The 26740-nt window shown below is 61.9% G+C and carries 26 protein-coding genes; 19 read left to right on the top strand and 7 right to left on the bottom strand.

Annotated features, from left to right (window positions below; translation table 11 throughout):
• Positions 1-18: 18 nt before the first annotated feature.
• The 7 genes from ACZ92H_RS03075 (at position 19) to ACZ92H_RS03045 (ending at position 7424) form a co-directional block, all read left to right on the top strand.
• Positions 19-1869, top strand: coding sequence for a LamG-like jellyroll fold domain-containing protein (locus ACZ92H_RS03075; protein WP_465048081.1), 1851 nt, complete (start codon positions 19-21; stop codon positions 1867-1869).
• A 151-nt stretch (positions 1870-2020) separates the two neighbouring features.
• Complete coding sequence (locus tag ACZ92H_RS03070; RefSeq protein ID WP_131371640.1) at positions 2021-2476, top strand: FKBP-type peptidyl-prolyl cis-trans isomerase; 456 nt, start codon at positions 2021-2023, stop codon at positions 2474-2476.
• A gap of 9 nt (positions 2477-2485) precedes the next feature.
• On the top strand, positions 2486-3433 hold the full coding sequence (gene ispH, locus ACZ92H_RS03065) for a 4-hydroxy-3-methylbut-2-enyl diphosphate reductase (protein ID WP_131371637.1): 948 nt from the start codon (positions 2486-2488) through the stop codon (positions 3431-3433).
• A 301-nt stretch (positions 3434-3734) separates the two neighbouring features.
• Positions 3735-4664: a branched-chain amino acid ABC transporter permease gene (locus ACZ92H_RS03060; RefSeq protein WP_465048082.1), complete on the top strand. Its 930-nt coding sequence runs from the start codon at positions 3735-3737 to the stop codon at positions 4662-4664.
• Positions 4665-4686: 22 nt separating this feature from the next.
• Complete coding sequence (locus ACZ92H_RS03055; protein WP_131371632.1) at positions 4687-5904, top strand: ABC transporter permease subunit; 1218 nt, start codon at positions 4687-4689, stop codon at positions 5902-5904.
• 12 nt (positions 5905-5916) lie between these two features.
• Positions 5917-6690 (top strand): ABC transporter ATP-binding protein, encoded by a 774-nt coding sequence (locus ACZ92H_RS03050; RefSeq protein ID WP_465048083.1) that lies wholly within the window; start codon positions 5917-5919, stop codon positions 6688-6690.
• An 11-nt stretch (positions 6691-6701) separates the two neighbouring features.
• Positions 6702-7424: an ABC transporter ATP-binding protein gene (locus ACZ92H_RS03045; protein ID WP_131372364.1), complete on the top strand. Its 723-nt coding sequence runs from the start codon at positions 6702-6704 to the stop codon at positions 7422-7424.
• A gap of 268 nt (positions 7425-7692) precedes the next feature.
• Here the strand turns inward: ACZ92H_RS03045 and ACZ92H_RS03040 are convergent, their stop codons facing one another.
• Positions 7693-8259 (bottom strand): phasin family protein, encoded by a 567-nt coding sequence (locus ACZ92H_RS03040; RefSeq protein ID WP_131371628.1) that lies wholly within the window; start codon positions 8257-8259, stop codon positions 7693-7695.
• Between the two features lie 351 nt (positions 8260-8610).
• Between ACZ92H_RS03040 and ACZ92H_RS03035 the strand changes: the two genes are divergently transcribed.
• The 3 genes from ACZ92H_RS03035 to pbpG all read left to right on the top strand — a co-directional run bounded on the left by ACZ92H_RS03035 (position 8611) and on the right by pbpG (position 11532).
• Positions 8611-9528 carry a DMT family transporter gene (locus tag ACZ92H_RS03035; protein ID WP_465048084.1) on the top strand — a complete coding sequence of 306 codons (918 nt, stop codon included), beginning with the start codon at positions 8611-8613 and terminating at the stop codon, positions 9526-9528.
• Between the two features lie 24 nt (positions 9529-9552).
• Positions 9553-10281 (top strand): nitroreductase, encoded by a 729-nt coding sequence (locus ACZ92H_RS03030; RefSeq protein ID WP_465048085.1) that lies wholly within the window; start codon positions 9553-9555, stop codon positions 10279-10281.
• Positions 10282-10458: 177 nt separating this feature from the next.
• Positions 10459-11532: a D-alanyl-D-alanine endopeptidase gene (gene pbpG, locus ACZ92H_RS03025; RefSeq protein WP_131371619.1), complete on the top strand. Its 1074-nt coding sequence runs from the start codon at positions 10459-10461 to the stop codon at positions 11530-11532.
• Positions 11533-11685: 153 nt separating this feature from the next.
• On the opposite strand, the gene ACZ92H_RS03020 is transcribed toward pbpG, so the two are convergent.
• Entirely contained in the window at positions 11686-12465 is a 780-nt protein-coding gene (locus ACZ92H_RS03020) for an IclR family transcriptional regulator (protein ID WP_465048086.1), read from the bottom strand.
• Positions 12466-12619: 154 nt separating this feature from the next.
• Here ACZ92H_RS03020 and ACZ92H_RS03015 point away from each other — a divergent pair, with 154 nt between their 5' ends.
• The 8 genes from ACZ92H_RS03015 to ACZ92H_RS02980 all read left to right on the top strand — a co-directional run bounded on the left by ACZ92H_RS03015 (position 12620) and on the right by ACZ92H_RS02980 (position 19787).
• Positions 12620-13003 carry a diacylglycerol kinase gene (locus tag ACZ92H_RS03015; RefSeq protein WP_465048087.1) on the top strand — a complete coding sequence of 128 codons (384 nt, stop codon included), beginning with the start codon at positions 12620-12622 and terminating at the stop codon, positions 13001-13003.
• A gap of 264 nt (positions 13004-13267) precedes the next feature.
• Positions 13268-14272: a sulfate ABC transporter substrate-binding protein gene (locus ACZ92H_RS03010; RefSeq protein ID WP_131371614.1), complete on the top strand. Its 1005-nt coding sequence runs from the start codon at positions 13268-13270 to the stop codon at positions 14270-14272.
• 53 nt (positions 14273-14325) lie between these two features.
• Positions 14326-14892, top strand: a complete 567-nt coding sequence (locus ACZ92H_RS03005) for an RBBP9/YdeN family alpha/beta hydrolase (RefSeq protein WP_131371611.1) — start codon at positions 14326-14328, stop codon at positions 14890-14892.
• A 171-nt stretch (positions 14893-15063) separates the two neighbouring features.
• A complete protein-coding gene (locus tag ACZ92H_RS03000; protein WP_131371609.1) occupies positions 15064-15702 on the top strand; it encodes a peroxiredoxin in 639 nt (212 codons plus the stop codon).
• Between the two features lie 331 nt (positions 15703-16033).
• Positions 16034-16843, top strand: a complete 810-nt coding sequence (gene cysT / locus ACZ92H_RS02995) for a sulfate ABC transporter permease subunit CysT (RefSeq protein ID WP_465048088.1) — start codon at positions 16034-16036, stop codon at positions 16841-16843.
• Positions 16840-17766 (top strand): sulfate ABC transporter permease subunit CysW, encoded by a 927-nt coding sequence (gene cysW, locus ACZ92H_RS02990; RefSeq protein WP_465048089.1) that lies wholly within the window; start codon positions 16840-16842, stop codon positions 17764-17766. The genes cysT and cysW overlap by 4 nt, the downstream gene beginning before the upstream one ends.
• Positions 17767-17768: 2 nt before the next feature.
• Complete coding sequence (locus ACZ92H_RS02985; protein WP_071075790.1) at positions 17769-18839, top strand: sulfate/molybdate ABC transporter ATP-binding protein; 1071 nt, start codon at positions 17769-17771, stop codon at positions 18837-18839.
• A gap of 15 nt (positions 18840-18854) precedes the next feature.
• Positions 18855-19787 carry a CysB family HTH-type transcriptional regulator gene (locus tag ACZ92H_RS02980; protein ID WP_465048091.1) on the top strand — a complete coding sequence of 311 codons (933 nt, stop codon included), beginning with the start codon at positions 18855-18857 and terminating at the stop codon, positions 19785-19787.
• On the opposite strand, the gene ACZ92H_RS02975 is transcribed toward ACZ92H_RS02980, so the two are convergent.
• Entirely contained in the window at positions 19784-20143 is a 360-nt protein-coding gene (locus tag ACZ92H_RS02975) for an MmcQ/YjbR family DNA-binding protein (protein ID WP_131371603.1), read from the bottom strand. The genes ACZ92H_RS02980 and ACZ92H_RS02975 overlap by 4 nt on opposite strands.
• Entirely contained in the window at positions 20140-20751 is a 612-nt protein-coding gene (locus ACZ92H_RS02970; RefSeq protein ID WP_465048092.1) for an immunity protein Imm33 domain-containing protein, read from the bottom strand. The genes ACZ92H_RS02975 and ACZ92H_RS02970 overlap by 4 nt, the downstream gene beginning before the upstream one ends.
• Before the next feature lie 112 nt (positions 20752-20863).
• On the opposite strand from ACZ92H_RS02970, the gene ACZ92H_RS02965 reads away from it, so the two are divergent.
• Positions 20864-21700 carry an aldo/keto reductase gene (locus ACZ92H_RS02965; RefSeq protein ID WP_465048093.1) on the top strand — a complete coding sequence of 279 codons (837 nt, stop codon included), beginning with the start codon at positions 20864-20866 and terminating at the stop codon, positions 21698-21700.
• 49 nt (positions 21701-21749) lie between these two features.
• On the opposite strand, the gene ACZ92H_RS02960 is transcribed toward ACZ92H_RS02965, so the two are convergent.
• The 3 genes from ACZ92H_RS02960 to ACZ92H_RS02950 all read right to left on the bottom strand — a co-directional run bounded on the left by ACZ92H_RS02960 (position 21750) and on the right by ACZ92H_RS02950 (position 26571).
• Positions 21750-24161, bottom strand: a complete 2412-nt coding sequence (locus tag ACZ92H_RS02960; RefSeq protein ID WP_131371593.1) for a TonB-dependent receptor plug domain-containing protein — start codon at positions 24159-24161, stop codon at positions 21750-21752.
• Between the two features lie 314 nt (positions 24162-24475).
• Positions 24476-25525 (bottom strand): aldo/keto reductase, encoded by a 1050-nt coding sequence (locus tag ACZ92H_RS02955; RefSeq protein ID WP_465048094.1) that lies wholly within the window; start codon positions 25523-25525, stop codon positions 24476-24478.
• On the bottom strand, positions 25522-26571 hold the full coding sequence (locus ACZ92H_RS02950) for a quinone-dependent dihydroorotate dehydrogenase (RefSeq protein WP_465048095.1): 1050 nt from the start codon (positions 26569-26571) through the stop codon (positions 25522-25524). Before ACZ92H_RS02950 ends, ACZ92H_RS02955 begins: the two co-directional genes overlap by 4 nt.
• Positions 26572-26740: the final 169 nt, after the last annotated feature.

Below are 26740 nucleotides of genomic sequence, written 5' to 3'. Positions count from 1 at the left end.
GTTTTCGCAGGAGCAGTCATGCCATATATCAAAGTTATCAACGGCGTCATGCAAGAGTTCAACGCCGCCGGCGTCAATACGGGCAAGGTCAGCGGCCTCGGCCTCAATTCGCACGGCTATCTGGAACGCCGCAAGTGGAGCGACGCCGCCCAGTTCGCGCCGGAGGATGGAAATCCCGACTACACCACCGATTTGCCGTATCTTGCCGCCAATGGCTTCAAGTACATCCAGGTGATGGTGGCGCCTTTCAACGGCAAGGCCGGCTATTGGAACTGGGGCGAAGTCGTTGGCGAGCCAAAGTTTGCAACCGACAACACGCTAACCGATGTGAATATCAAAGATTCGTACTGGACGGCGGTAAAGGCGCTGCTCGATTGCGCGCTGGCCAATGGCATCGGCATCATCGCCTGCCCATTCTGGAATCCCTACGCCGTGCCGCAACTGGTGGGGGAGGCGGGCGCTGCGGGCGCGACGCCACCCGAGCAGCTTGTCGCCGCACGGGCGGCACTGGTCAATCCACAATCGAAAACGCGCCGCTACATGCGTGCCTTTGCCCAGGCTTTTGCGCAGCGCTTCAGCAACCATCCGGGCATCGCCGCGTGGATGGCGGCGCAGGAACTGATGGGCGTGACGGCGATTAGCCTGACCGCGACCCGGGAAATCATCCAGGAAACGGCGCAATTGCTGCGCGACAACGATGCCCTGGCGCGCATGATTTCTTCCGGCAACGCGGGCATTGCCCACACGTCGCCCCGTCAAGGCTCTTTGCAGCAATACATCACGGAAATCCTGCCATTCGTGAATCCGGATCCCGTCGACTGTCTTTGTGAAAACCTGTTCCTGGGTAATGAATATGTCAGCAGCGCCCTCACCAGCGGCGCGGATCTGCCGGCCGACTTCGTCTCGTCCTCGCTGGCCTACCTGCAGGTGATGCAGCGCGCCGCCGACGGCCTGGGCAAACCATATTACATCGGCAGCTTCGGTGTGGCCCAAGGCGAGGAAACGGCTTTGCAGGATACTGTACGGCAAGACAATCTGCACGCCATGCTCAGTGCCATCCGGCGCGCAGGCGTGCAGCTGGCCAGTTTCTGGTGCTGGAATACGGCGGGGGATATGGAAATCAAGGGCTGGAACCTGTTGCAGACGCCGACGCACCAGAATCAACGCGAGGCGGTCTGGAACGCCCTGCTTGGGAAAGATGCCATGCGCCCGGTGCCGCCCACGCCGTGCTTCGGCGTGACGAAGACCTTGCAATTTCAGCCAGGCCTCCAGCTCACCGTGCCGTCGTCCGTGCGCTACGAGAGCGCGGATTTTTCGCTGTCGTATTGCATCCGGCAACAGGCTTTCTCGTCGATGGTCGGTCGGGGCGGGGTTTTTGTCGCGCATCAGGCAGGCGTGAAAGGATGGACGCTGCTGACGCAGGATATCCAGACGTTCCTGTTCCTGCGGAACAGTGCTGGTGCGGGCGTCAATAACAATGGTCACGGCGTGAACGTGGATAGCGCCAACCGCTGGTTTCGCTGCACCTACACCGTCAAGCATGATGGTTCCATCAGCCTGTACGTCGATGATTTCCTGATGTCACAGGGCAGTAAAATGGTGCAGCCATTCGCGCAGGCCACTGGCGCGCCCCTGGTGCTCGGCCGCACCGTGGATGCGCTGGAACAGGGCGCGCCCGCCTGGCAGTTGTCGGACGTCATCCTGTACGACCGCGTGCTGACGCCCAAGGAAGTGTATGACTATGGCCAGTACGGCATCGTCAACCGGCCGGTGGGGCGCTGGAAGCTCGATGGCAGCCTGGAAGACAGTTCCGGTTTCGGCAATCATGCCACCACGCCTGGCCAGCTGGTGTACGCAGACGTCAGATAAGTAGCAGGTAGAAATAGCAGGTAGAGGCGGCAGGTAGTGCGGGCGCGGCCATCTTTTTTGATAAAAGCATGGCCGCGCCGAGATGGCATGGGGCGCGCTGGCTCAGGGTGGCTTACAATATCGTTTTGCATCAGCTACTTGAAAACTCACCATGTCCAACGAGCAACCAGCAGTCGTCACCGAAGCGGCCTACCTTACCCTGCATTATCGTCTTGCCACTGTTGACGGTACTGACATTGTCACGACCTTCAGCGGCAATCCCGCGACCTTGATGCTGGGACAGGGCCAGCTGGCGCCGTTCCTCGAGCAGCGCTTGCTGGGTTTGCCGGAAGGCACGCACCAAACCTTCGAGCTGGCCGCCGGCGAAGGTTTTGGTGAGCGCAATCCCGAGCTGGTGCAATCCGTCACGCGCGCCACCCTGGACGAAAATTCCGTGCCGGGCGCCGATTACAAGATCGGCGACCTGGTCGATTTCGCCGCCCCGGGCGGCGGCCGCTTTGCCGGCGTGCTGCGCGAACTGCGCGACGATTCGGCCCTGTTCGACTTCAACCATCCGCTGGCTGGCCAGCCGCTGCGTTTTGAAGTCAAGCTCATCTCGGTCCTGTAAGGAGTAGCGATGGATAAGGAACTGTTACTGGCCCAGCCGCGCGGCTTTTGCGCCGGCGTCGACCGCGCGATCGAAATCGTCGAGCGCGCCTTGCAGCAATTTGGCGCGCCAATCTACGTGCGCCATGAAATCGTCCACAACGCCTACGTGGTGGCCGACCTGCGCAACAAGGGCGCCATCTTCATCGACGATCTCGATGACGTACCCGCCGGCAATACGCTCGTGTTTTCCGCGCATGGCGTGTCGAAAGCCGTGCGCGCCGAGGCGGAATCGCGCGGCCTGAGCATTTTTGACGCCACTTGCCCCCTGGTCACCAAGGTGCACATGGAAGTGGGCAAGATGCGCCGCGAAGGCCGCGAGATCATCATGATCGGCCACGATGGCCATCCCGAGGTGGAAGGCACGATGGGCCAGGCCGACATGGGCATGCATCTGGTGGAAACGCTCGATGATGTGGCGACATTGCAGGTCGCCAATCCGGACAGCGTGGCCTATGTCTCGCAGACAACGTTGTCAGTTGACGACACTCGCGACATTATCGCGGCCTTGAAAGCGAAATATCCGCATATCGCGGAACCGAAAAAAGGCGATATTTGCTACGCCACCACCAACCGCCAGGAAGCCGTGAAATTCATGGCGCCGCAGGTGGAACTGGTGATCGTTGTCGGCAGTCCAAACAGCTCGAATTCGAACCGCTTGCGCGAAGTGGCCGAGAAAATGGGCACGCCCGCCTACATGGTCGACAATGCGTCGCAAATCGACCCGGCCTGGCTGGAAGGCAAGCTGCGCGTGGGTGTGACGGCGGGCGCCTCGGCGCCTGAAGTGCTGGTGCAGGCCGTCATCGACCGCTTGAAAGAGTGCGGCGTGAAGAGCGTGCGTCCGCTCGACGGCGTGCAGGAAGCCGTCACCTTCCCGATGCCGAAAGGCCTCGATGGCATCAAGCGCGACGTCGCCTGAGTCTGCAAGGTGATTGCGTATCGATGAAATAGTTACCTCAAAACCGAATTTAATTCGTAAATGATCGATTTATTCCAAGCTTAGTTTTTGCAAAAGATCGTTATGATTGCCTCAAGCTTGAATATGTTGTCGTTATGACTAAGCCGGTGTGCGCCCGTTTTTAGTGCGTGCACCATGCTGGTGAGAACGGTCCAGGGATGGCACTGCAGGAATTTTTCCTCCGGTGCCGTTTTTGTATCAGCGGCGCATGTTCTGGCGGAAGTTGTTCCCGACAATGTAGATTTGATAGGGCAATCTGACCATGGATACATTCATCCAGCAAATCATCAACGGCCTGGTGCTGGGCAGCATGTATGCCTTGGTGGCCCTTGGTTACACGATGGTGTACGGCGTCTTGAACCTGATCAACTTCGCCCATGGCGACGTGCTCATGATCGGTGCCATGGTGGGCTTGACCATCCTCAAGCTGCTGGGCATTTATGTGCCGGACTGGCCCGGCTACCTGAAACTGGCCACCGCCATCCTCGGCGCCATTCCCATCTGTATTCTGGTCAACATCATTATCGAGCGGATCGCCTACCGCCGCCTGCGCAACGCCCCCCGCCTCGCCCCCCTGATTACCGCCATCGGCGTCTCCATCCTGCTGCAAACCTTTGCCATGATGATCTGGACGCGCAATCCCTTGCCCTTCCCGCAACTGCTGTCGACCGATCCCATCAACATCGGCGGTGCCGTGATTTCGCAGACGCAGGTATTGCTGCTGGCCCTGGCCGCGCTGTCGATGGGCGGGCTGGTCTTGCTGGTGGAAAAAACCCGCATGGGACGCGCCATGCGGGCCACGGCGGAAAACCCCCGCGTGGCGGGCCTCATGGGCGTCGATTCCGATAAAGTCATCGTCGCCACCTTCGCCATCGGCGCCGCGCTGGCTGCCGTGGCCGGCGTCATGTGGGGCGCCAACTATGCCTCCATCCAGTTTTCCATGGGCGCCATTCCCGGCCTGAAGGCGTTTTGCGCGGCCGTGCTGGGCGGCATCGGCAACATCTATGGCGCCATGCTGGGCGGTATCTTGCTGGGGATTATCGAGAGCCTGGGCGCCGGCTATATCGGCGACTTCACGGGCGGCTTCCTGGGCAGCCACTACCAGGATATCTTCGCCTTCGTCGTGCTGATCATCGTGCTGACCCTGCGCCCGTCCGGCATCATGGGCGAACGCGTAGCCGACCGCGCCTGACGTGACACTGGGAGATTAAATCATGGCACTACTCGATTTCGACGCAAAAAAGAATCCCGCCAAGGCCTACGCCGGCATGCTGGGCCTGGCCGCGCTGCTGGTGGTGTTCCCCTTCTTTGCCGCCCAGTTCGGCAACTCGTGGGTGCGCATCATCGACATGGCCTTGCTGTACATCATGCTGGCCCTGGGGCTGAACATCGTTGTCGGCTTCGCCGGCCTGCTTGACCTGGGCTACATCGCCTTCTATGCCGTGGGCGCCTACCTGACGGCCTTGCTCGCGTCGCCGCAGTTCGCCATCCTGCTCGAATCGGTGGTGAACCAGTACCCGGCGCTGGGGGCGACCCTGGTGCAGCTGCTGGGGCCGGAAATCCGCGAGAACGGCATCCATCTGTCCATCTGGGCCATCGTGCCGCTGGCCGCCTTTGTTGCCGGCTTGTTTGGCGCACTGCTGGGCGCGCCCACCCTGAAGCTGCGCGGCGACTATCTCGCCATCGTGACCCTGGGCTTTGGCGAGATCATCCGCATCTTCATGAACAATCTGAACGACCCGATCAATTTCACGAATGGCCCGCAAGGCATCAATTTGATCGACCCCATCCGCATTTTCGGCGTCAACCTGGCGGGCGAGGCGGGCACCAACAGCACCGTTGTGGTGGGCGGCTTTTCCATGCCGTCCGTGAATGCGTATTACTTTTTGTTCCTCTTCCTGTGCATCGCCGTCGTCTTCGTCACCAAGCGTTTGCAGCATTCGCGCCTGGGCCGTGCCTGGGTCGCCATCCGCGAAGACGAGATCGCCGCGAAAGCCATGGGCATCAACACGCGCAACGTCAAGCTGCTGGCCTTTTCCATGGGCGCCTCGTTTGGCGGCGTGGCCGGCGCCATGTTTGCCTCGTTCCAGGGCTTTGTCTCGCCGGAATCGTTCTCGCTGACGGAATCGATCGCCGTGCTGGCCATGGTGGTGCTGGGCGGCATCGGGCATATTCCCGGCGTGATCCTCGGCGGCGTGATCCTCGCCTCGATACCGGAAGTGCTGCGCCACGTGGTCGAGCCAGCCCAGCAGGCGCTGTTCGGCCACGTGGTGATCGAGGCGGAAGTGCTGCGCCAGCTGCTGTATGGCCTGGCCATGGTCTTGATCATGCTCAACCGTCCGGCTGGCTTGTGGCCGGCGCCGAAGCACGAAGACCGGCCCGACCATGACGTCGACCAGCCGGACAAATCCACCGGCGTCGTGTCCGCTTAAGCGAGGAAGACCATGAGCGAACAGATCATTCTCAATATTGCTGGCGTGAATAAACGTTTCGGCGGGCTGCAGGCGCTGACGGACGTGGGCATTACCATCAAGCAAGGCCAGATCTACGGCTTGATCGGGCCGAACGGCGCCGGCAAGACGACGTTTTTCAATGTCATCACGGGCCTGTACCAGCCCGATACGGGCACCTTCGAGCTGGCTGGCAAGCCGTATTCGCCGTCGGCCCCGCACAAGGTGGCGAAGGCGGGCATCGCCCGCACCTTCCAGAACATCCGCCTGTTTGGCGACATGACGGCGCTGGAAAACGTCATGGTGGGGCGCCACGTGCGCTCGCACCAGGGCGTGTTCGGCGCCATCTTCCGCCACAAGGCAGCGCGCGAGGAAGAGGCGTCCATACGCCGGCGTGCCATGGAGCTGCTCGACTTCGTCGGCATCGCCCAGTTCGCCAGCCGCACGGCGCGCTTCCTGTCGTATGGCGACCAGCGGCGCCTGGAAATCGCCCGCGCGCTGGCCACCGATCCCACCTTGCTGGCCCTCGACGAACCGGCGGCCGGCATGAACGCCACGGAAAAGCTGGCCCTGCGCGAGTTGCTGGTCAAAATCAAGGCGGAAGGCAAGACCGTGCTGTTGATCGAGCACGACGTGAAACTGATGATGGGCCTGTGCGACCGCATCACGGTACTCGAGTATGGCAAGCGCATCGCCGAAGGCTTGCCGGCCGAAATACAACAAAACCCGGCCGTCATCGAGGCTTACCTGGGGGGATCGTACGCATGAGTAACGAGGGCTTGAACAGGAATGTACTGAAAGTCGCGGGCCTGCATGTGGCTTATGGCGGCATCAAGGCCGTCAAGGGCATCGACCTGGAAGTCAATGAGGGCGAGCTGATCGCCCTGATCGGCGCGAACGGCGCCGGCAAGACGACGACCCTGAAAGCCATCACGGGTACCTTGCCCGCATGCAAGGTTGACGGCACGATCAGCTACATGGGCGAATCGCTGAAAGGCACGAAATCGTTTCATCTGGTGGAAAAGAAACTGGCCATGGTGCCGGAAGGGCGGGGCGTGTTTACCCGCATGTCGATCCGCGAGAATCTGATGATGGGCGCCTACACGCGCACGGACAAGGCCGGCGTCGAGGACGATATCGCCAAGTGGTTCGACGTATTCCCGCGCCTGAAGGAGCGGGCCGCGCAGATGGCCGGCACCCTGTCGGGCGGCGAGCAGCAGATGCTGGCCATGGCGCGCGCGCTGATGTGCCACCCGAAGCTGCTGCTGCTCGACGAACCGTCGATGGGCTTGTCGCCCATCATGGTCGAGAAAATTTTCGAGGTCATCCGCAGGGTCTCGTCCGAAGGCATCACCATACTGCTGGTGGAGCAGAATGCCCGCCTGGCTTTGCAGGCCGCGCACCGCGGCTACGTGATGGATTCCGGCCTGGTAACCATGGGCGGCAATGCGGCCGCCATGCTGGACGACCCGCGCGTCAAGGCGGCGTACCTGGGCGAGTAGAACAGATACAAAGAACGCTTAAGAAAACCGAAGCGAGCGGAAGGGAGTTGTGGCTGAGAAGCGGAACCGTGCTTGGCACGGGGCCGCCGAGGCAGTGAGCATCGCAGGCCGCAGATCACGGCGCGCAGCAGCTTGGGTTAGGCGTACCAAACTGGCATAAAAAATGCCCCGGCTGGGCCGGGGCATAATGGCATCCGTGGGGGAACAGCGGGATGGATGCCTGGAGGAGCTGGTAAGACGGGAGCGCGGTGGCGCTCCTTGCGAACAATTACTTGGCGGCAGCGCGCGGCACGACTTTTTCAGCAGCTTGCGTGAACTGGTTCACGGCCGATGCCAGGTTTGCTTCGATGGCTTCGACGGCTTGCTTGCTGGTTTTCGAGAATTGCTCGTAGCCTGCATTGGCGTTGCCGATGGCGCTTTTCAGGATGGCAACAGCGTTTTCCGAGCCGGCTGGCGCGTTCTTGGTGACTTCTTCTACCAGCGAAATGACTTTACGGTTCGTTTCGGCGATTTGCGATTCCGCTGCTTTGCTGAATTCAGCCTGGGTGCCGGACGCGATGGCTGCCAGGTGGCGACCGTAGGCGATGGCTTTCTCGGCGCTCGGCTGGGCTTGGGCAGCGCTCAGCGAGAAAAATTCTTGTGGGTCTTTTGCCGACAGCAATTGCTTGGCGGCGGCGGTCGATTCTTCCAGCGTTGCCTTGGCAGCGGTCAGGTTCAGTTCGACGATCTTTTCGATGCCTTCGAAAGCCTTGCCCGTCAGCGACGAGAACAGGGCGAATTGGGCTTCCAGGTTGGCTTTGGTAGCGGACGAAAACTGCTCAGGGATTGAAAACATATAAATCTCCAAAAATATCGAAATCTGGTTAATTTGATGCTGCGTGTACCGGTTGGGGAAGCAGGTGAATCTAAATTTTTCAAGCTGAACAAGAATTGTGCAACGCAACAAACCCTATTCTACGGTTAAAAAAAACGAAGTCAAGCGAATCTTGTGCGATGCAACAATTGAATAGATTTGCATCAAAAGCCGTTGTTTCTAAAGAGAAATATTTGATTTCTGAGTGCTAATGGTTTAGCTCTAAACTTTCATTTCCCCGCCTTTCGGGACGGGTGCGGCGCAGCATGCTAGACTTTGCCTCCCGCACTGGCGCAGCGCTCCCGTGCCGATCCCGATTCCCGAGTTGATACCATGTCCAATCTTCCCGCCGCGGCTGGCGCCAGCGGCAAAGCCACTTTTCTTGCCATCTTGAGCCCGATGGCCTTGCCCGCTTTCTTTGTGTTGTTATGGAGCACAGGTTTTATCGTGGCCAAATTCGGCCTGCCGTATGCGCCGCCGCTGACGTTCCTGCTGCTGCGCTTCCTGGGCGTGCTGGTCATCCTGCTGCCGCTGGTGCTGCTGTTGCGCGCGCCGTGGCCCGTGGGACAGTTCCGCCAGATTGCCGTGGCCGGCATCCTGATGCAGGCGGGCTACCTGGCCGGCGTCTGGTGCGCCATCAAGCTGGGCATGCCGGCCGGCCTGTCCGCCCTGATCGTCGGCATGCAGCCCGTGCTGACGGCCTGCGCCGCGCCCCTGATCGGCGAATCCGTGCGCCCGCGCCAGTGGCTGGGCCTGTTCTTTGGCCTGCTGGGCGTGGCCCTGGTCGTGTACGCGAAGATCAACCTGGTGGGCCTGACGGTGGAAAGCGTGCTGCTGTGCGTGTTCGCCCTGCTGTCGATGACGGCCGGCACCATGTATCAAAAACGCCACTGCCCGCACTTTGACTTGCGCACCGGCACGGTGGTGCAATTCGCCGCCTCCATCGTCGTGGTATTGCCGTTCGCTTTGTATTACGAAGGCCTGGACATGCATTTCAGCAACGTGCAATGGACAGCCAACTTCATCGGCGCCTTGCTGTGGTCGGTACTCGTGCTGTCCATTGGCGCCATCTTCCTGCTGTTTGCCCTGATCCGCCGCAGCGACGCCACGAAAGTGACGGGCTTGCTGTACCTGACGCCGCCCACGACGGCCGTGATGGCCTGGCTGATGTTCGGCGAAGCGTTTAATATGCTGGGCATCGCCGGCATGCTGGTGGCCGTGGTCGGCGTGGTGTTTGTCGTCAAAAAATAGAGCAACAGGCAGGAGAGCAGGGCAGTGAGCAAACAAGTACCTGGGGCAACCGAAGAATATACGCAGCAGCAAGCCGTCGATGCTGCCATCGTGTCGCGCCGTTCGATCCGCGCCTTCTTGCCCACGCCCGTGGCGCAGGAAGACATCGCACGCATCCTGGAGGTGGCCGCGCGCGCGCCGTCGGGCGCCAACATGCAGCCATGGAAAGTGTATGTGCTGTCGGGCGCGGCGCGCCAGCGCCTGTCGCGGCGCATCCTCGCGGCCTACGCCGCGCCGGCAGCCCCCGATGCGCCCGCCCGCACGGCGTCGTACACCTATTACCCGCGCCAGTGGACGGCGCCTTTCATCGAGCGCCGCCGCAAGATCGGCCTGGACCTGTATCAGCTGCTGGGCCTGCAGCGGGGCGACACGGCCGGCATGGCGGCCCAGCACGGGCGCAATTTCCAGTTTTTCGATGCGCCCGTCGGCCTGATCTTCACCATCGAACGCGTGCTGGAGCAGGGTTCCTGGCTCGACTACGGCATGTTCTTGCAAAACATCATGCTGGCGGCCCGCGCGCGCGGACTCAACACCTGCCCGCAAGCGGCCTTCATCCATTACCACGACATCATCCGCGAGGAACTGGGCGTGCCTGCCAGCGAAATGGTAGTGTGTGGCATGGCGCTCGGCTATGCCGACCCCGACAAGATCGAAAACCGCTTGAGCACGGAACGCGAGCCGCTGGCCGGCTTTGTTAAATTCATAGACACTTAGTAATCTATAGCGATTTGCATAAGTAAACAGTGGATCAAGGATGAGCTTGTTTGCTCATCACCAACGATATGTATTCCATTGCTGCAATAAATACTGTCTTAACTGTTAAATGGGCTTGCGATTACTCTGCATTTCGCTACACTGCAATAAGGCAACAGCTTCACGGGGAATTATCGAATGGCTAAGTTTAAACTTGCGCTGGGTGTCCTGGCTTCCCTGTTGTTTGCACTGGCGCCGGCTGTCGCCGTGCACGCCAAGGAAGCAAACGGCAAATCCTCGGCCGCCAAGAAACACAATACCAAGAAAGTCAAAGTCGTGCTGCGCAAGGGCGCGACGGCCGCGCCGCGCGAAAAGACCGTGCGCCGGGTCGTCATGGTACGCGGCAAGCGCAAGGTCATCTACCAGAAAGTCAGCAGCGTGGCCGTGCCCATGGCCGCCCCGATGCCCACCATGGGCGACCTGGCGGGCCTGAACCTGACCCGCGATCCGCTCGACCTCAAATCGAGCGTGGCGCTGGTGCTGGACCAGAACAACGCGGAAGTGTTGTTTGAAAAGAATTCCAATGTGGCCCTGCCGATCGCCTCCATCACCAAGATGATGACGGGCCTGGTGGTGGTGGAAGCGCGCCAGGACATGGAGGAAGTGCTGACGATCACGGACGACGATGTCGACCGCGCCAAATTCAGCAGTTCGCGCCTGAAGGTGGGTTCGCAACTGACGCGCGGCAATATGCTGCACATCGCCTTGATGAGTTCGGAAAACCGCGCCGCTTCGGCCCTGGGGCGCAACTATCCGGGCGGCTTGCCCGCCTTTGTCGATGCCATGAACAGCAAGGCGCGCCAGCTGGGCATGATGGACACGCATTACGTCGATTCCAGCGGCCTGTCGAAAATGAACGTGGCCAGCGCGCGCGACCTGGGCAAGCTGGCCATGGCCGCCTTCCAGCAGCCGCTGCTGCGCCAGTACTCGACGGATCCGAAAGCCATTGTCGAAGCCAGCGGCCAGCCCATGCAGTTCGGCAATACGAATCACTTGGTGGCGAACCCCGGCTGGGAAATCGGCTTGCAGAAAACGGGATTCATCAACGAGGCGGGACGCTGTTTGATGATGCAGGCCGTCATCGAAGGACGTGCCGTGATCATGGTCTTCCTCGATTCCAAAGGGAAACAGTCGCGCACGGCCGATGCGGGCCGCATGCGCAAGTGGCTGGAAGCCTTGAAACCAGCCAACATGAGCTTGCCTGGTGGTTAATGCAGAAAGTTGTCGTCACGACGCCTGACAAAACCGTCGCGAGCGGCAGTGATTTGTGGCTAAGAAGCGCAACCGTACTCTGTGCGGGGGCGCCGGGCCGGTGAGCATCGCAGGCCGCAAAGCGCCCCGCGCAGCAGGTTTGCTCAGGCGTTCTCAGTCTTGCGGCATATAACCTAATGTAACGGAAATCTGGTTCGCCGTTTCGACCAGGTCCACCAGCCATTCATCCTGCAGGCGGTCGGCGGGTGCCGAGATCGACAGGCCGGCGATCAGCTTGCCCGAGTCGTCGCGGATGCCGGCGGCCATGCAGCGCACGCCCAGTTCCAGCTCTTCATTGTCACGCGCATAGCCGCGTTCGCGCACCAGGCTCAGCTCGCGCTCGAGCTTTTGCAGATCCGTGATGGAATTCTTGTTGTGGCCAGCCAGGCCCGTGCGCGTGGCGTAGGCGCGGATGGCTTTCGGCTCGTCGACGGAAAGAAACAGCTTGCCCGTCGACGTCAGGTGCAGCGGGCCGCGGCCGCCGATGGCGCGCACCACCTGCATGCCCGAGCGCTCGGAAAAGGCGCGGTCGATGTAGACGATCTCGTCGCCCTGGCGCACGGACAGGTTGATGGTTTGCTGGGTTTTCTTGTGCAGCTGGCGCATGAAGTCCAGCGCCGCTTCGCGCACGCTAAGGCGGCTTTTCACCACATTGCCCAGTTCCAGCAGGCGCATGCCCAGCCGGTAGGTGCCCGGCTCGATGCGGTCGACAAAGCGCGTCAGTACCATGTCGTTGAGGATGCGGTGCGCCGTCGATGGATGCAGGCCGGATACCTTGGACAATTCCTTCAGGCTGACGGGGTCAGAATATTTCGCCAGAGCATCGAGCAGGGCGACCATGCGCTCGATCACCTGGATCGTCGTCTTCGGGGCTGCGACCGGTTCAATTTTCATGATGGATTTGGTGCAATGCAGTATTCATCCTTCTTTATACCATGATGTGAAAAAATAGTGAAATGTTCCGAGATATTCAGCGAATAAATTGTCACAATTCCTATGCCGGCCATCATAATGGCTGTATTGCACCCGTGCCTCACCCTGGAAAACCATGCAACCTGTAAATGAATTCAAGAGCAAGAGCGGCCTGAAGCGCATTTTCTCCGCCTTTTTTTACTCGCTCGACGGCTTGAAATCGGCCTGGCGCCATGAACATGCGTTCCGCCAGGAATTGGGCCTGTTCGTCGTCGGCACGGTGATTGCCTTGTTGCTGCGCGTTTCCGCGTTTGAAAAGCTGGTGCTGATCGGCGTGCTGCTGCTGGTGCTGATCGTCGAATTGCTCAACTCCGCGCTGGAAGCCGTGGTCGACCGCATCTCGCTCGAGCGCCATCCCCTGTCGAAAAACGCCAAGGATTTCGGCAGTGCGGCCGTGCTGCTCACCTGCATCCTGGCCTTCGCCACGTGGGCCGTGGTGCTGTTCAACCGCTTTTATTGACCCCTGTCACAACCTGCTGCGCATCGGGACGGGCAGCCGGCGTTGCTCGCCGCCTCGGCGCCCCCTGCTTCGCACAGTCACGCTTCTCGGCCACCTTGCGCTCGCTACGGTTTCGTCAGGTGTCCCTGGTCTTAACTGCTAAATCCCCGTTGCGTGCCGTCCATATGCGAAAAATGTATATCAAACGGTGAAACGCTTCGTTCTCTTTGCGGCCATTGGGCCGTAATCTGGTGGCTCTGCAAGTTCAACCACCGGGGATCTTAGATGCTGTCGAAAAAAATCATCATTGCCGCCGCCATCAGCGCGTTTGCCATTCTGCAAACGGCGCAAGCTGCCGATATCACCCTGCTCAACGTGTCGTATGACCCGACGCGCGAGCTGTACCAGGATGTGAATACGGCGTTTGCCAAGGAATGGAAAGGCAAGACGGGCGACAACGTCAAGATCAAGCAATCGCACGGTGGTTCCGGCAAGCAGGCGCGCGCCGTCATCGACGGCCTGGAAGCGGACGTCGTGACACTGGCTCTGGCCTATGACATCGACGCGCTGGCCGAGCACAAGCTGCTGGCCGGCGACTGGCAAAAGCGCTTGGCGCACAACAGCTCGCCTTACACCTCGACCATCGTGTTCCTGGTGCGCAAGGGCAATCCGAAAGGCATCAAGGATTGGAATGACCTGATCAAGCCGGGCGTGTCCGTCATCACGCCAAACCCGAAAACCTCGGGCGGCGCCCGCTGGAACCACTTGGCAGCCTGGGGTTATGCCTTGCGCCAGCCGGGCGGCAACGAAGCGAAGGCCAAGGATTTCCTCGGCAAACTGTACAAGAACGTGCCCGTGCTCGATTCCGGCGCGCGCGGCGCCACCACCACCTTCGTCGAGCGGGGCATCGGCGACGTGCTGATCGCCTGGGAAAATGAAGCGTATCTGGCCGTCAAGGAACTGGGCCCGACCAAGTTCGACATCATCACCCCGTCCGTCAGCATCCTGGCCGAGCCGCCCGTTGCCGTCGTCGACAAGTTTGCCGACAAGCACGGTACGCGCAAGGTGGCCGAGGCTTACCTGAACTACCTGTACACGGACGAAGCGCAAGACATCATCGCCAAGAACTATTACCGTCCTGCCACGGACAAGGCGGCGAAGAAATACGCATCGCAGTTCGCCAAGGTCAACCTGTTCACCATCGACCAGGTCGCCGGCGGCTGGACGGCGGCACAGAAGGCGCACTTTGCCGATGGCGGCATCTTCGACCAGATCTACCAACCTAAGTAATACCGGATGGCAATCGGGAACGATTGCCAGACCCTTACTGAAAGGGAATCATCATGGCGCTGCGCAGCTTTTCCGATTACCGGGTACTGATCGTGCCGGGCTTGCATAACAGCGGCCCCGAGCATTGGCAGAGCCGCTGGCAGCGCCTGTATCCGCAGTTCGAGCGGGTCGAGCAGGATGACTGGTCGACGCCGGACCTGGCCACCTGGTCGGCGCGCCTGGAGCGGGTGCGGCGGCAGGATGCGCGCCCGACGCTGATCGTTGCCCACAGCTTCGGCTGCCTGACGACGGCGCACAGCCTGGCACGCGACCCGCACGGCGTGGCCGGCGTGCTGCTGGTAGGGCCGGCCGACCCGGACAAGTTTGGCGTGGCGCAAGCCTTGCCGCAAAAGCGGTTGCCTTGCCCCGGCATCCTGATCGCCAGCCAGACGGACCCGTGGATGACGGCCGAGCATGCCACGCAGTGGGCGCGGCGCTGGAATTGCAAATACATCGATGGTGGCGAACTGGGCCACATCAACGCGGAGTCAAACCTGGGCGACTGGATCTACGGCCAGGCCCAGTTGCAGACGCTGTTTGATCTGGCGCAAGGAGAGCGCCGCCACCGCCAGGCCGCTTGAGTATCTGACATAACCTACTGCGCGTCGCGATTTGCGGCCTGCGATGCTCACCGTGCTTATGCACGGCTGCGCTTCTTAACCACAACTCGCTGCCGCTCGCTACGGTTCTGTCAGATACGCATTACTATATTATTATTGAACGCCTACTAACTACTCATTGAGGAGATCACGATGACCTTACGCCTGGGCGATGTCGCCCCCGATTTTGAACAAGACAGCTCCATCGGCCCGCTGAAATTCCACGAGTGGGCTGGCAATTCCTGGGTGGTGCTGTTTTCCCACCCGGCCGACTTCACGCCCGTGTGCACGACGGAACTGGGCCTGACGGCCAAGCTCAAGCCGGAATTTGACAAGCGCAACGTGAAGGCCATCGCCTTGTCCGTGGACGCGGCCGAGTCGCACAAGAGCTGGATCAAGGATATCGAGGAAACGCAAAACACCGTGGTGGGCTTCCCCATCATCGCCGACGTCGACAAGAAGGTATCCGTGCTGTACGACATGATCCACCCGGAACAGTCCGTCACGGCCACCGTGCGTTCCGTCTTCATCATCGACCCGAACAAGAAAATCCGCCTGATCCTCACGTACCCGCTGAGCACTGGCCGTAACTTCAATGAAATCCTGCGCGTCATCGATGCCCTGCAGTTGACGGACGGCTATACCGTGGCCACGCCCGGCAACTGGAAAGACGGCGACGACGTCATCATTCCATTGACCGTGCAAGATCCGGACGTGATCAAGCAGAAATATCCGAAGGGCTTTACGGCAGCGAAGCCGTATCTGCGCCTGACCCCGCAGCCGAACAAGTAAGAGCACCGAAAAAACGTTCATGGCGTCGTTGCATTGCCTCGCCGTACATTCGTACTGTCTTCGGCAACGCGCCTAGCCCTGAACGTTTTATTCGGCACTCTTGTTCCCATAAAAACGCACCTCGCCGGTGCGTTTTTTTTTTCGTCCAGCGTTTCCATCACTAAGTATGCAAAATTCATCTAAGCAAATGAGAAATGGTTAGTTCTTTTTATAACGATTGCATGTGAATATTGCAGCCTATAACTCAAAAATGTAATAAGAAGGGGTTTCTATGTCTGCAGTATCAGCATCAGCAGCGCCGGTCAAGGCGCGCGGCGCGCCGTTTCGGGTCATGCCGGGGTTTAAGTTGTCACTGGGTTTCACGCTCTTTTACCTGGCATTGATCGTCCTCATTCCGCTGTCGTCGGTGTTCCTGAAAACCTTCACCATGACATGGGACGCCTTCTTCCACGCCGTCACGTCCGAGCGCGTGATGGCGTCGTACCGCCTGACGTTTGGCGCCTCGCTGATCGCCGCCCTGCTGAACGTGGTGTTCGGCGGCATCCTGGCCTGGGTGCTGGTGCGCTATAAATTTCCCGGCAAGCGCATCATCGACGCGCTGGTCGACTTGCCGTTCGCCTTGCCGACAGCCGTGGCCGGCATCACCCTGACGGCGCTGTATTCGTCGAATGGCTGGTTCGGCCAGTTCATCGAAGGCGTGCTGGGCATCAAGGTGGCGTTCACGCCGCTGGGCGTGGTGGTGGCGCTGACCTTCATCGGCTTGCCCTTTGTTGTGCGCACGGTGCAGCCGGTGCTGGAAGACGCGGAAAAGGAACTGGAAGAGGCGGCTGCCAGCCTGGGCGCCAATTCCCTGCAAACATTTATCCGCGTGATCTTCCCCACCATCCTGCCATCCTTGCTGACGGGCTTTGCCCTGGCTTTTGCCCGCGCCACGGGCGAGTACGGTTCCGTGATCTTTATCGCCGGCAATATGCCGATGGTGTCGGAAATCACCCCGCTGTTCATTATTACCAAGCTGGAACAATACGATTACGCGGGCGCCACGGCCATTGCCGTGGTGATGCTGGTGGTGTCCTTCCTGCTGCTGTTGACGATTAACCTGCTGCAAGCATGGACGCGCGGAAAGGCGAAGAAATCATGAGTACGAATATTACTGCCGTCGCCAGCGCGGAAGATGCGCTGCCGAAAGCGCGCCGCATCGAGCCGAACGTCGGCCCCGTCGTGCTGGAACCGCTGTGGGTGCGCACGGTCCTGATCACCATCGCCCTGCTGTTCCTGACGGCTTTCCTCATCGTGCCCCTGGTGGCCGTGTTCGCCGAAGCGTTCAAGAAGGGCTGGGAAGCGTATATCGCCGCCATCATCGACCCGGACGCGATTTCCGCCATTAAACTGACCCTGATCACGGCCGCCATCGCCGTGCCGCTGAACCTGGTATTCGGCGTGGCCGCTTCCTGGTGCATCGCCAAGTTCGAGTTCCGCGGCAAGAGCATCCTGCTGACCCTGATCGACTTGCCGTTTTCCGTCTCGCCCGTGATTTCCGGCCTGATCTATGTGCTGATGTTTGGCGCCCAGGGCTGGTTCGGTCCGTGGCTGCAGGCGCACGACATCAAGATCCTGTTTGCCGTGCCTGGCATCGTGCTGGCCACCATCTTCATTACCTTCCCCTTCGTCGCGCGTGAATTGATCCCGCTGATGCAGTCGCAGGGCAGCGAAGAGGAAGAGGCCGCCATCGTGCTGGGCGCCTCGGGCTGGAATACCTTCCGCAGAGTCACCTTGCCGAACATCAAGTGGGGCTTGCTGTATGGCGTGATCCTGTGTAATGCCCGCGCCATGGGCGAGTTTGGCGCTGTCTCGGTCGTGTCAGGACACATCCGCGGCGAAACCAACACCATGCCGCTGCAAGTGGAGATTCTGTACAACGAGTACAACTTCGCCGCCGCGTTTGCCGTCGCCTCCCTGCTGGCCTTGCTGGCCCTGGTGACCCTGGCCCTGAAAGCCTTTATTGAGTGGCGTTTGAACGAGAGCGACGCCGACGATTCCGCCTTACGTTCCACGGAGCACTGATCATGACCATCGCAGTTAAAAACATCCATAAACGTTTCGGCGATTTCGTCGCCCTCGACAATATCTCGCTGGACTTTCCCGCCGGCGAACTGACGGCCTTGCTGGGCCCGTCCGGCTGCGGCAAGACCACCTTGCTGCGCATCATAGCCGGCCTCGAACATCCGGACAGCGGGCAAGTGCTGCTGGATGCGGAAGATGCGTCGAACCGCCACGTGCGCGAGCGGCAAGTGGGTTTCGTCTTCCAGCACTATGCGCTGTTCAAGCACATGACCGTCTTTGAAAACGTCGCCTTCGGCTTGCGCGTGAAGTCGCGCAGCGAGCGCCCGTCGGAAGACCAGATCCGCCGCAAGGTGAAAGATCTGCTGGAGCTGGTGCAGCTGGACTGGCTGGCCGACCGCTATCCGCCGCAATTGTCGGGCGGACAGCGCCAGCGCATCGCCCTGGCGCGCGCCCTGGCCGTCGAGCCCCGCGTGCTGCTGCTCGACGAACCGTTCGGCGCCCTGGATGCCAAGGTGCGCAAGGAATTGCGCCGCTGGCTGCGCCGTCTGCACGACGACTTGCACGTCACCAGCATTTTCGTCACGCATGACCAGGAAGAGGCGCTGGAAGTGGCGGACCAGGTGGTGCTGATGAACAAGGGCACCGTCGAACAGCTGGGTTCCCCGGAGCAAGTCTACAACCACCCGGCCTCGCCCTTCGTCTACGGCTTCCTGGGCAACGTCAACCTGTTCCACGGCCGCGTGCATGACGGCGTGATGGCCACGGGCGACGCCAGTTTCGAGGTGCCTGATTATGCGGGCGTGAGCGACAGCAAGGGCACGGCCTATGTGCGGCCGCACGACCTGGAAATCGACCGCTACACGCAGGGCGCGGAAGGCATCGTGGTCAAGCTGAGCCGCGCGCATGCGATCGGCCCGCTGGCCCAGCTGGACTTGCAGCGCGTCGATAACAGCGAACTGATCGAAGCGGTGATGTCGAACGAGCGCTTCAGCCATCTGCAGCTGAAGGAAGGCGAGACCTTGGTGGTCCGCCCGAAACGATTACATGTGTTCGTCGAACCGACAAGAACCTGAAAGGCTGGAACCAATATGAACTTTCAACAACTGCGCTCGATCCGCGAAGCGGCCCGCCGCGGCTATAACCTGACGGAAGTGGCCAACGCCCTGTTCACGTCGCAGCCGGGCGTGAGCCGGCAGATCCGCGAACTCGAGGACGAGCTGGGCGTGGTCATTTTCGAGCGCAACGGCAAGCGGCTGACGGGCTTGACGGAGCCGGGCAAGGGCATTTTGAAAATCGTCGACCGTTTGCTGATCGAGGCGGAAAACCTGCAGCAGGCCAGCCTGGAGTACAGCGGCCAGACGAGCGGCACCCTGTCGGTGGCGGCCACGCACACGCAGGCGCGCTATGCCTTGCCGAAAGTGGTGCAGAGTTTCCGCGCCGCCTTTCCCGACGTGCGCATCGCGCTGCAGCAGAGCGCACCCGAGCATATTGCCGAATGGGTGTTGTCCGGCAAGACCGATATCGGCATCGCCACGGAAGGCCTGAGCCAGTTCCCCGACCTCGTGTCCTTCCCATGCTACCGCTGGAGTCATTTGATTGTCGTGCCGGACGGCCACCCGCTGCTGGAACACTCGCCCATCCGCCTGGAAGACCTGGCCAGGTATCCCCTGATTACCTACGACAAGGGTTTCACGGGCCGCGGGCATATCGACGACGCGTTCGCCAAGGCGGGCGTGGCCACCGACATCATCCTGACGGCCATGGATTCCGACGTCATCAAGCAATACGTGGCGCTGGGCCTGGGCGTGGGCATCGTTGCCTCGATGGCCTTCGACCATGGCCGCGACAAGGGGCTGCGGGCCGTGGAAGCGTCGCACCTGTTCGCCACCAACACGACGCGCCTGGCCGTGCGCCGCGGCGCCTACCTGCGCGCGTACGGCTACGAGTTCATCCTGCAGCTGGCGCCGGACCTGACGCGCGAAGACATCGACCGCGCCATGGCGGGCGAAGAGTCGCTTTAAGCGGACGCCAGCGCGGCCCGCTGCGCCCGCGTCAGGCTGGCGACGGCGCGCGCGTAGGAGTCCCGCAGCAGTTCGGCCAGATAATCGGGCGGGAAGCGCGCCACGTCGACGATCGTCACCCAGTGGAAACGGCCCATGTAGCGGGCCGGCTTGACGCCGGGCATGTCCGTCAGTTCGATGAAGCGTTCCGCGCTGGCGCGCAGGCTGAAGCGCCATTGCTCGGGCGTGCTGGTCTTGAAATACGCAAACTTTTTGCCCCCCACTTCGTACACGAGGATGTTCGACGGCGGGCCGTGCAACACGGCTTGCGCGCCGGGCAGCGCCGCGCACCGTTCCTGCAGTTCGGCGGCGTTCATTGTTCCACCGGCACAAAGGCTTGCGTGTTCCGGTCGAAGGCAAACGCCGAACCGGCGGGAGCGTCCAGCAGCGCAATAAAACGGTCATCCACGCCGAGCACGGCGCCCAGCGACACGAGGGCCACGTTGGCGCTGTCGTGCATGTAGTCGTCGCTTTCGTCGTTGGCCGTGAAGCGCCAGCCGCTGTCGCTGTCGTTGTCCGGTTCCTCGCGGTACAGAAAGCCGACGGGCGCGCCATCTTCCAGCACTTTTTTCGTCACGAAGCACAGGCCCGCATAGCGGTTGACGAGGTTGTCATCATCGTCGTGCTGGGTATTGATGATGTGGCGCGCCTCGAAGGCGATGGGGTCTTTTGCCCGCAGATCGGCGATGTAGCCGGGCATGTTGTCGAGCTTGCCGGTGAAGTGCCCATGTGGCGCGATCGTATCCACCAGCACCCACATGCGCTCGGCGCCCGGCGCCTGGGGGGCGTCGCTGTGGAAGGCGAAGATCAGCTTGACCACCTCGCCGGGGCGCACCTGGGCGATGGCCTCGGGCGGTGATTTATAGAAGGTGTAGGGGTGGCGCGCCGCCAGTTCGGCGGCGTCGGCCAGGTGCCAGCTGGGCATGGTGGTCTGTCATCAGGAAGAGGAAGCCCCATGGTAGCCGATTGCACGCCTGAAAGCACGCCGCGCGCGTTGCCCTTATCATGGCTGTTCCCTCTCATACACAAGGACCGGCATGACTGACGCAACCATTCCCCACTTGACGCTCAACGATGGCCAGCGCATTGCCCAGATCGGTTTTGGCACGTGGCCGCTGGACGATGCCCAGGCCGAGACGGCCGTGCAGGCGGCGCTCGCCTGCGGCTACCGCCTGATCGACACGGCCGCCCGTTACGGCAATGAAACGGGCGTGGGCCGCGGCATCGCCGCCAGCGGCTTGCCGCGCAGCGCGGTAGCGCTCACCAGCAAGCTGCGTGGCAGCGCGCACGGCTACGACAGCACCTTGCGCGCCTTCGACGCCACCCTGGCCGCGCTGGGCACGGATTACCTCGACCTGTACCTGATCCACTGGCCGCTGCCCATGCGCGATTTGTACGTCGAGACGTGGCGCGCGTTCGTGCGCCTGCGCGGGGAAGGGCGCATCCGTTCGATCGGCGTGTCGAATTTCCAGCCCGCGCATATCGAACGCCTGCGGGCGGAAACGGGCGTGCTGCCGGCCGTCAACCAGATCGAGCTGCATCCGGACTTTACGCAGGCGGCGCTGCGCGCCTGGCATGCACAGCAGGGCATCGTCATCGAGTCGTGGAGCCCGCTGGGGCGCGGCGCGCTGTTGCAGGACGCCACCGTGGCGCGCCTGGCGCAGAAACATGGCCGTTCGGCCGCGCAGATCCTGCTGCGCTGGCACGTGCAGCACGGCCTGGTGGCCATCCCGAAATCGCAGGACCCGGCGCGCATGCGGCAAAACCTGGCCATCTTCGATTTTGCCCTCGATGCCGATGACCTGGCGGCGCTGGCGCTGCTCGATGGCGACCACCGGCAGGGCGGCGATCCCGATACCAACGACGAACGGTAAACGAAAAAAGGAGGCGCGATGCCTCCCTTTTCCTGTGCTGCGGCGCGGCTTACCAGCTGTAGCCCGCCTTGGCGTAGTAGTAGCGGCCGTTGAAGCCGTTCGGCGCGAAGATGCTGTACGGCTGGGTGCCGGCGACGTTCAGGTTGCCCGCGCTGGTCACTTGCGCCGGGTAGCGGTTGGTGACGTTGTCGATGCCGGCCACCAGGCGCCAGTTCTTGCCCAGCTTGACGGAGCCGGAGACGTCCAGCACCCACTGCGGATCATACGTCTGGTCCAGCTTGATATCGTTTTGCGGCACCGTGAAGCTGCCGTAGCGCGTTACCAGGCCATGCACGTTCCAGATGCCGAAGCCATAGTCGGCGGCCAGGCTGAACTTGTCTTTCGGCGACGCCACCGTGGCCCGCGCGATGGTCTGGCGGTCGATCAGTTTCAGGTTGTTGGCCGTCAGGATGGCCGGGTTGTCGGCCACTTTTTCCACGGAACTCTTGTTGTGGTTGTAGGCCACGGTAAAGTCCAGGCGGTCCTTGTCCTGCAGGTCGATGCGGTAGGTGCTGACGATGTCCACGCCTTCCGTGCGCGTGTCGACGGCGTTGGTGAAGTAGCGCGCCGCGCCCACGGGCGTGCCTTGCGCCGCCAGCTGGGCCTTCAGCGCGTCGTTCAGCGCCAGGTTGGCCGAGAACAGGATGCGGTTGTCGATGTCGATGCGGTAAGCGTCGACGCTGGTGGTGAAGTTGCGGCTCGGCTGGAATTGCAGACCCAGGCTGTAGTTGCGGGCTTTTTCCGGCTTCAGGTCCTGGGCGCCGAGGGCGCGCGCCTGCGGCGTGTTGACGGCGAAGGTGCCCGTTTCGATCGGCGTGTTGACGCCGTTGATGACCTGGAAGTTGGTGGTGGTGATGGTGTAGTACTGCTGTGCCAGCGATGGCGCGCGGAAACCGCTCGACATGGTGCCGCGCAAGGACAGCGCATCCGTGAAGGCATAGCGCGCCGAGCCCTTGGCCGACGTGGTGCTGCCGAAATCGCTGTAGCGCTCATGGCGCAGGGCCACGCCGCCCGACAGCTTTTTCGTCGCTTCCGCTTCCAGGTTCACATAGATCGATTCGTTGTGGCGCGAATGACTGCCCGCGTTGGCAGGGCGGAAGCCGGCAAAGCCTTGCGAGCCGCCGCCGATGTACGACGCTTCATCGCCGGCGCCGATGCTGTATTTCTCGCGGCGCGCTTCCGCGCCGACGGCCACCGTCAGGGGGCCGGAGAACGCGGCGACGGGGAATTCGCGCGCCGCATCGAGATTGAACACGGTCTGCTCGTTTTTCAGCGAACCGGCATAGAAATGCGTGGGGCTGTCCGCGCCCAGGGTGCCGATCGACAGGTTGATCGTGTTGTCCAGGTCCAGCTCGAACTTGTTGCTGCCGTAGTTCAGGCTGGCATCCCAGCGCCAGCCGGCCGCTTCGCCGCGCAGGCCCGTGACGATGGACTGGTCCGTCAAGGTGCTGTTTTGCAGCGGCAAAAAGCCTTCCGGGTACACGGGCGTGCGCAGCGCCGTGCCATTGTAGGCCGTGCGCCAGGTGGCGGCGGCCGACGTGTCGCGCTTGCCGTAATTGCCGAAGGCATACCAGTCGATATTGTCGTTGATGCGGTATTCGCTGTTGATGAAAATCGTTGCCGGCTTGCTTTCCGCATCGCCGTAGCGCTGGTTGACCTTGCCGTAGCGCGGTTCGGCCGGATTGCGGAAATCGGCGCCGGCGCGGTTGGTCGGATCGCGTTCGGCCACTTCCGCCGAGACGCGCACCCAGCCATCGTCGCCCAGCTTGAAGCCGGCCGAGCCCTTGATGCTCTTTTGCTTGCCGTCGCGTTCCTGCGTCTGGCCATAGCCCACTTCCACGTCGCCGCCGGCCGCGCCTTTTTTCAGGATGATGTTGATCACGCCGGCGATCGCATCGGAACCGTACTGGGCCGCTGCGCCATCGCGCAGCACTTCCACGTGGTCGATGGCGGCCAGCGGGATGGCGTTCAGGTCGACGGGCGCCGAGCCGCGGCCCAGCGAACCGTTAACGTTGACGACGGCCGAGGTGTAGCGGCGCTTGCCGTTCACCAGCACCAGGGTTTGGTCGGGCGACAGGCCGCGCAGCTGGGCCGGACGCACGGCATCGCTGGCGTCGGCGCCCGTGGCGCGGGCAAAGTTCAGCGAAGGCAGCAGGCGCGCCAGCACGGTGGCCAGTTCAGCGGAACCCGTGCTTTGCAGGTCGCGCGAAGTGAGGATGTCGATCGGCGATTCGGAATCGATGGTGCGGCGGTTCTTGGCGAAGGTGCCGGTGACGACCACCGACTGCAATTCGCCTTCGGCCGGCAATTCCTGCTGCGCTTGCGCCTGCATTGGCAGGCTGAAGCAGGCGACCAGGCTGGCGGCGAGAACGGTTTTGACGGGCAGGGCGGGAATCTGGGAGCGGGCGGTGCTTGAACTCATCGACAATATCTCTTCGGTTAGTGGATGCGCGGACCATGCCGGTCCGGTGATGACATCAGATTAACAGCGGGCCAGTGGCGTGCTTACGAATAGTTGTGTCTATCGATATGCAATAAATGTCTGATATGTGCCCAAATGACGCGGGTAGCGCATATGGCCTCGTGTCCAGCATACGACCGGGCACGGCCAGGCTGCAATGCTGCACGGCAGTAAATTGCGGGCTGTTGTATAAATACGACTATCTGCGCTGAGAGTTGGTAGTCCGGCGGGGCGCGTGGCGTCGCGTGCCGCCGCGACGCCACGCGCCCGGCCGTTTACTGGCCCGGATTGGGCAGGCTGGCGTGGATGGCGTCGACGGCCGCCACCAGTTCCGGCGACAAGCTGAGCTGCCAGGCATCGATGTTCTGCTGCAGCTGCGCCACGCTGGTGGCGCCGATGATGGTCGAGGCGACGAACCAGCGCGAGTAGCACCAGGCCAGCGCCAGCTGCGCCGGCGTCAGGCCATGCGCGCGCGCCAGCGCCGCATACTGGCTGGCTGCCGCGATGGTGGCGGGACGGATGTAGCGGGGACTCCAGCCGGCGGGGAAGATCGTCAGGCGTCCCTTGGCCTGCGGGTCGTCGAGGTACTTCGCCGTCAGCTGGCCGAAGGCGAGCGGGCTGTAGGCCAGCAAGCCCACGTGCTCGCGATGGCAGGTTTCGTCCAGCAGGCTCGTTTCAAAGTGGCGCGCCGTCAGGTTGTACAGGTTCTGGATCGACACGATGCGCGGCAGGCCCTTCATCTCGGCCTGCTTGATGCATTCGGAGACGCCCCACGACGATTCGTTCGACACGCCGATGTGGCCGATCTTGCCTTCGTCGACCAGCTTGCCCAGCACGGCCAGGGTGTCCTCGATGGCCACCGATGCGTGTTCCTTGCGCGGGTTGTAGACGCTGGCGCCGAAGATGGGCAGGTTGCGGCTGGGCCAGTGCAGCTGGTACAGGTCGATGTGCTCCGTCTGCAGACGGCGCAGGCTGCCCTCGACGGCGGCGCGGATGTTCACCGCGTCGTGGTCGGTCTTGCCATTGCGGATCCAGTGCATGCGCGAGTTCGGCCCCGCCACCTTGCTGGCCAGGACGATGTCGCCGCGCTTGCCGCTTTTCTTCAGCCAGCTGCCGATATGACGCTCCGTGCTGCCCTGCGTCTGCGCGCTGGCCATGACCGGATACATCTCCGCCGTATCGATGAAATTGATGCCGCGCTCCAGCGCGTAATCGAGCTGGCTGTGCGCTTCGGCTTCACTGTTCTGCTCGCCGAAGGTCATGGTACCCAGGCAGATTTTGCTCACTTCGAGGCTGCTGGCGCCCAGCTTGATCCTGGCGATCATTTTGCCTGCTTGCCGCGCAGCGCGCGCGCGCAATCCTTGATCAGGGCGGGACCGGCGTAAATCAGGCCGCTGTACAGCTGCACCAGCTGCGCGCCCGCCTCGAACTTGGCCACGGCGTCGCTGCCCTGCATGATGCCGCCCACGCCGATGATGGGCAGCGCGTCGCCCAGTTCCGCCTTCAGCAAGCGGATCACCGTGTTCGACAGTTCGAACACGGGCGCGCCCGACAGGCCGCCCGCTTCGGCGCCATGCGGCATGCCTTCCACGGCGCTGCGCGACAGGGTCGTGTTGGTGGCGATGACGCCGTCGATCTGGTGGCGCGTGAGCGAGTCGGCGATGCTTTTCACCTGTTCGCCATCCATGTCCGGCGCGATTTTGAGAGCCAGCGGCACGTAGCGCTTGTGCTTGTCGGCCAGGCGCGCCTGCGCTTCCTTCAGCTGCGACAGCAGGGCGTCAAGCTCGGACGCGCCTTGCAGCTGGCGCAGGTTCTTCGTGTTCGGCGAGGAGATGTTGACCGTCACATAGCTGGCGTACGGGTAGACTTTTTCCAGGCACAGCAGATAGTCGTCGGCCGCGCGCTCGATGGGCGTGTCGGCGTTCTTGCCGATGTTCAGGCCCAGCACGCCGGCGCGGTTCTGGTAGAACTTCGACGCCTGCACATTGGCGACAAAGGCGTCCACGCCGCCATTGTTAAAGCCCATGCGGTTGATGATGCCCTGCGCCTGCGGCAGGCGGAACATGCGCGGTTGCGGATTGCCCGCCTGTGCGCGCGGCGTGACGGTGCCCACTTCGATGGAGCCGAAGCCCAGGTCGGCCAGCGCGTCGATGTAGGCGCCATCCTTGTCCAGGCCGGCGGCCAGGCCGACCGGGTTCGGGAAGGTGATGCCCATCACCGTGCGCGGGTCCGCCGCCGGCTTGCCGGACAATTTGGTCAGGCCCAGCGCGCTGGCGCGTTTCAGGGCCGGCAGGGTGAAATGGTGGGCCGCTTCGGCATCCATCGAGAACAGCAGCGGGCGGGCGAGGGAGTACAGGAATTTTTCAGACATGGGGGCGCTTTTATGGTGATGCGCAGGCCGCCGGGAAACGCTGGCGGCGCGCTGTGTAATTTGCGGTATTTTACCGTGTTCCGCGCGGCTGCCGGGTGTATAGTTCTTGTTGGTCAAGTGCAATATTATTTCAATGCTAATTCGCATTCCGACCGTGGACCTTCCTGTT

The sequence above is a fragment of the Janthinobacterium foliorum genome (genome assembly GCF_978021625.1).
The sequence above is the reverse complement of the archived record's forward strand: the minus strand, read 5'-3'. Positions and strand labels throughout refer to the sequence as shown.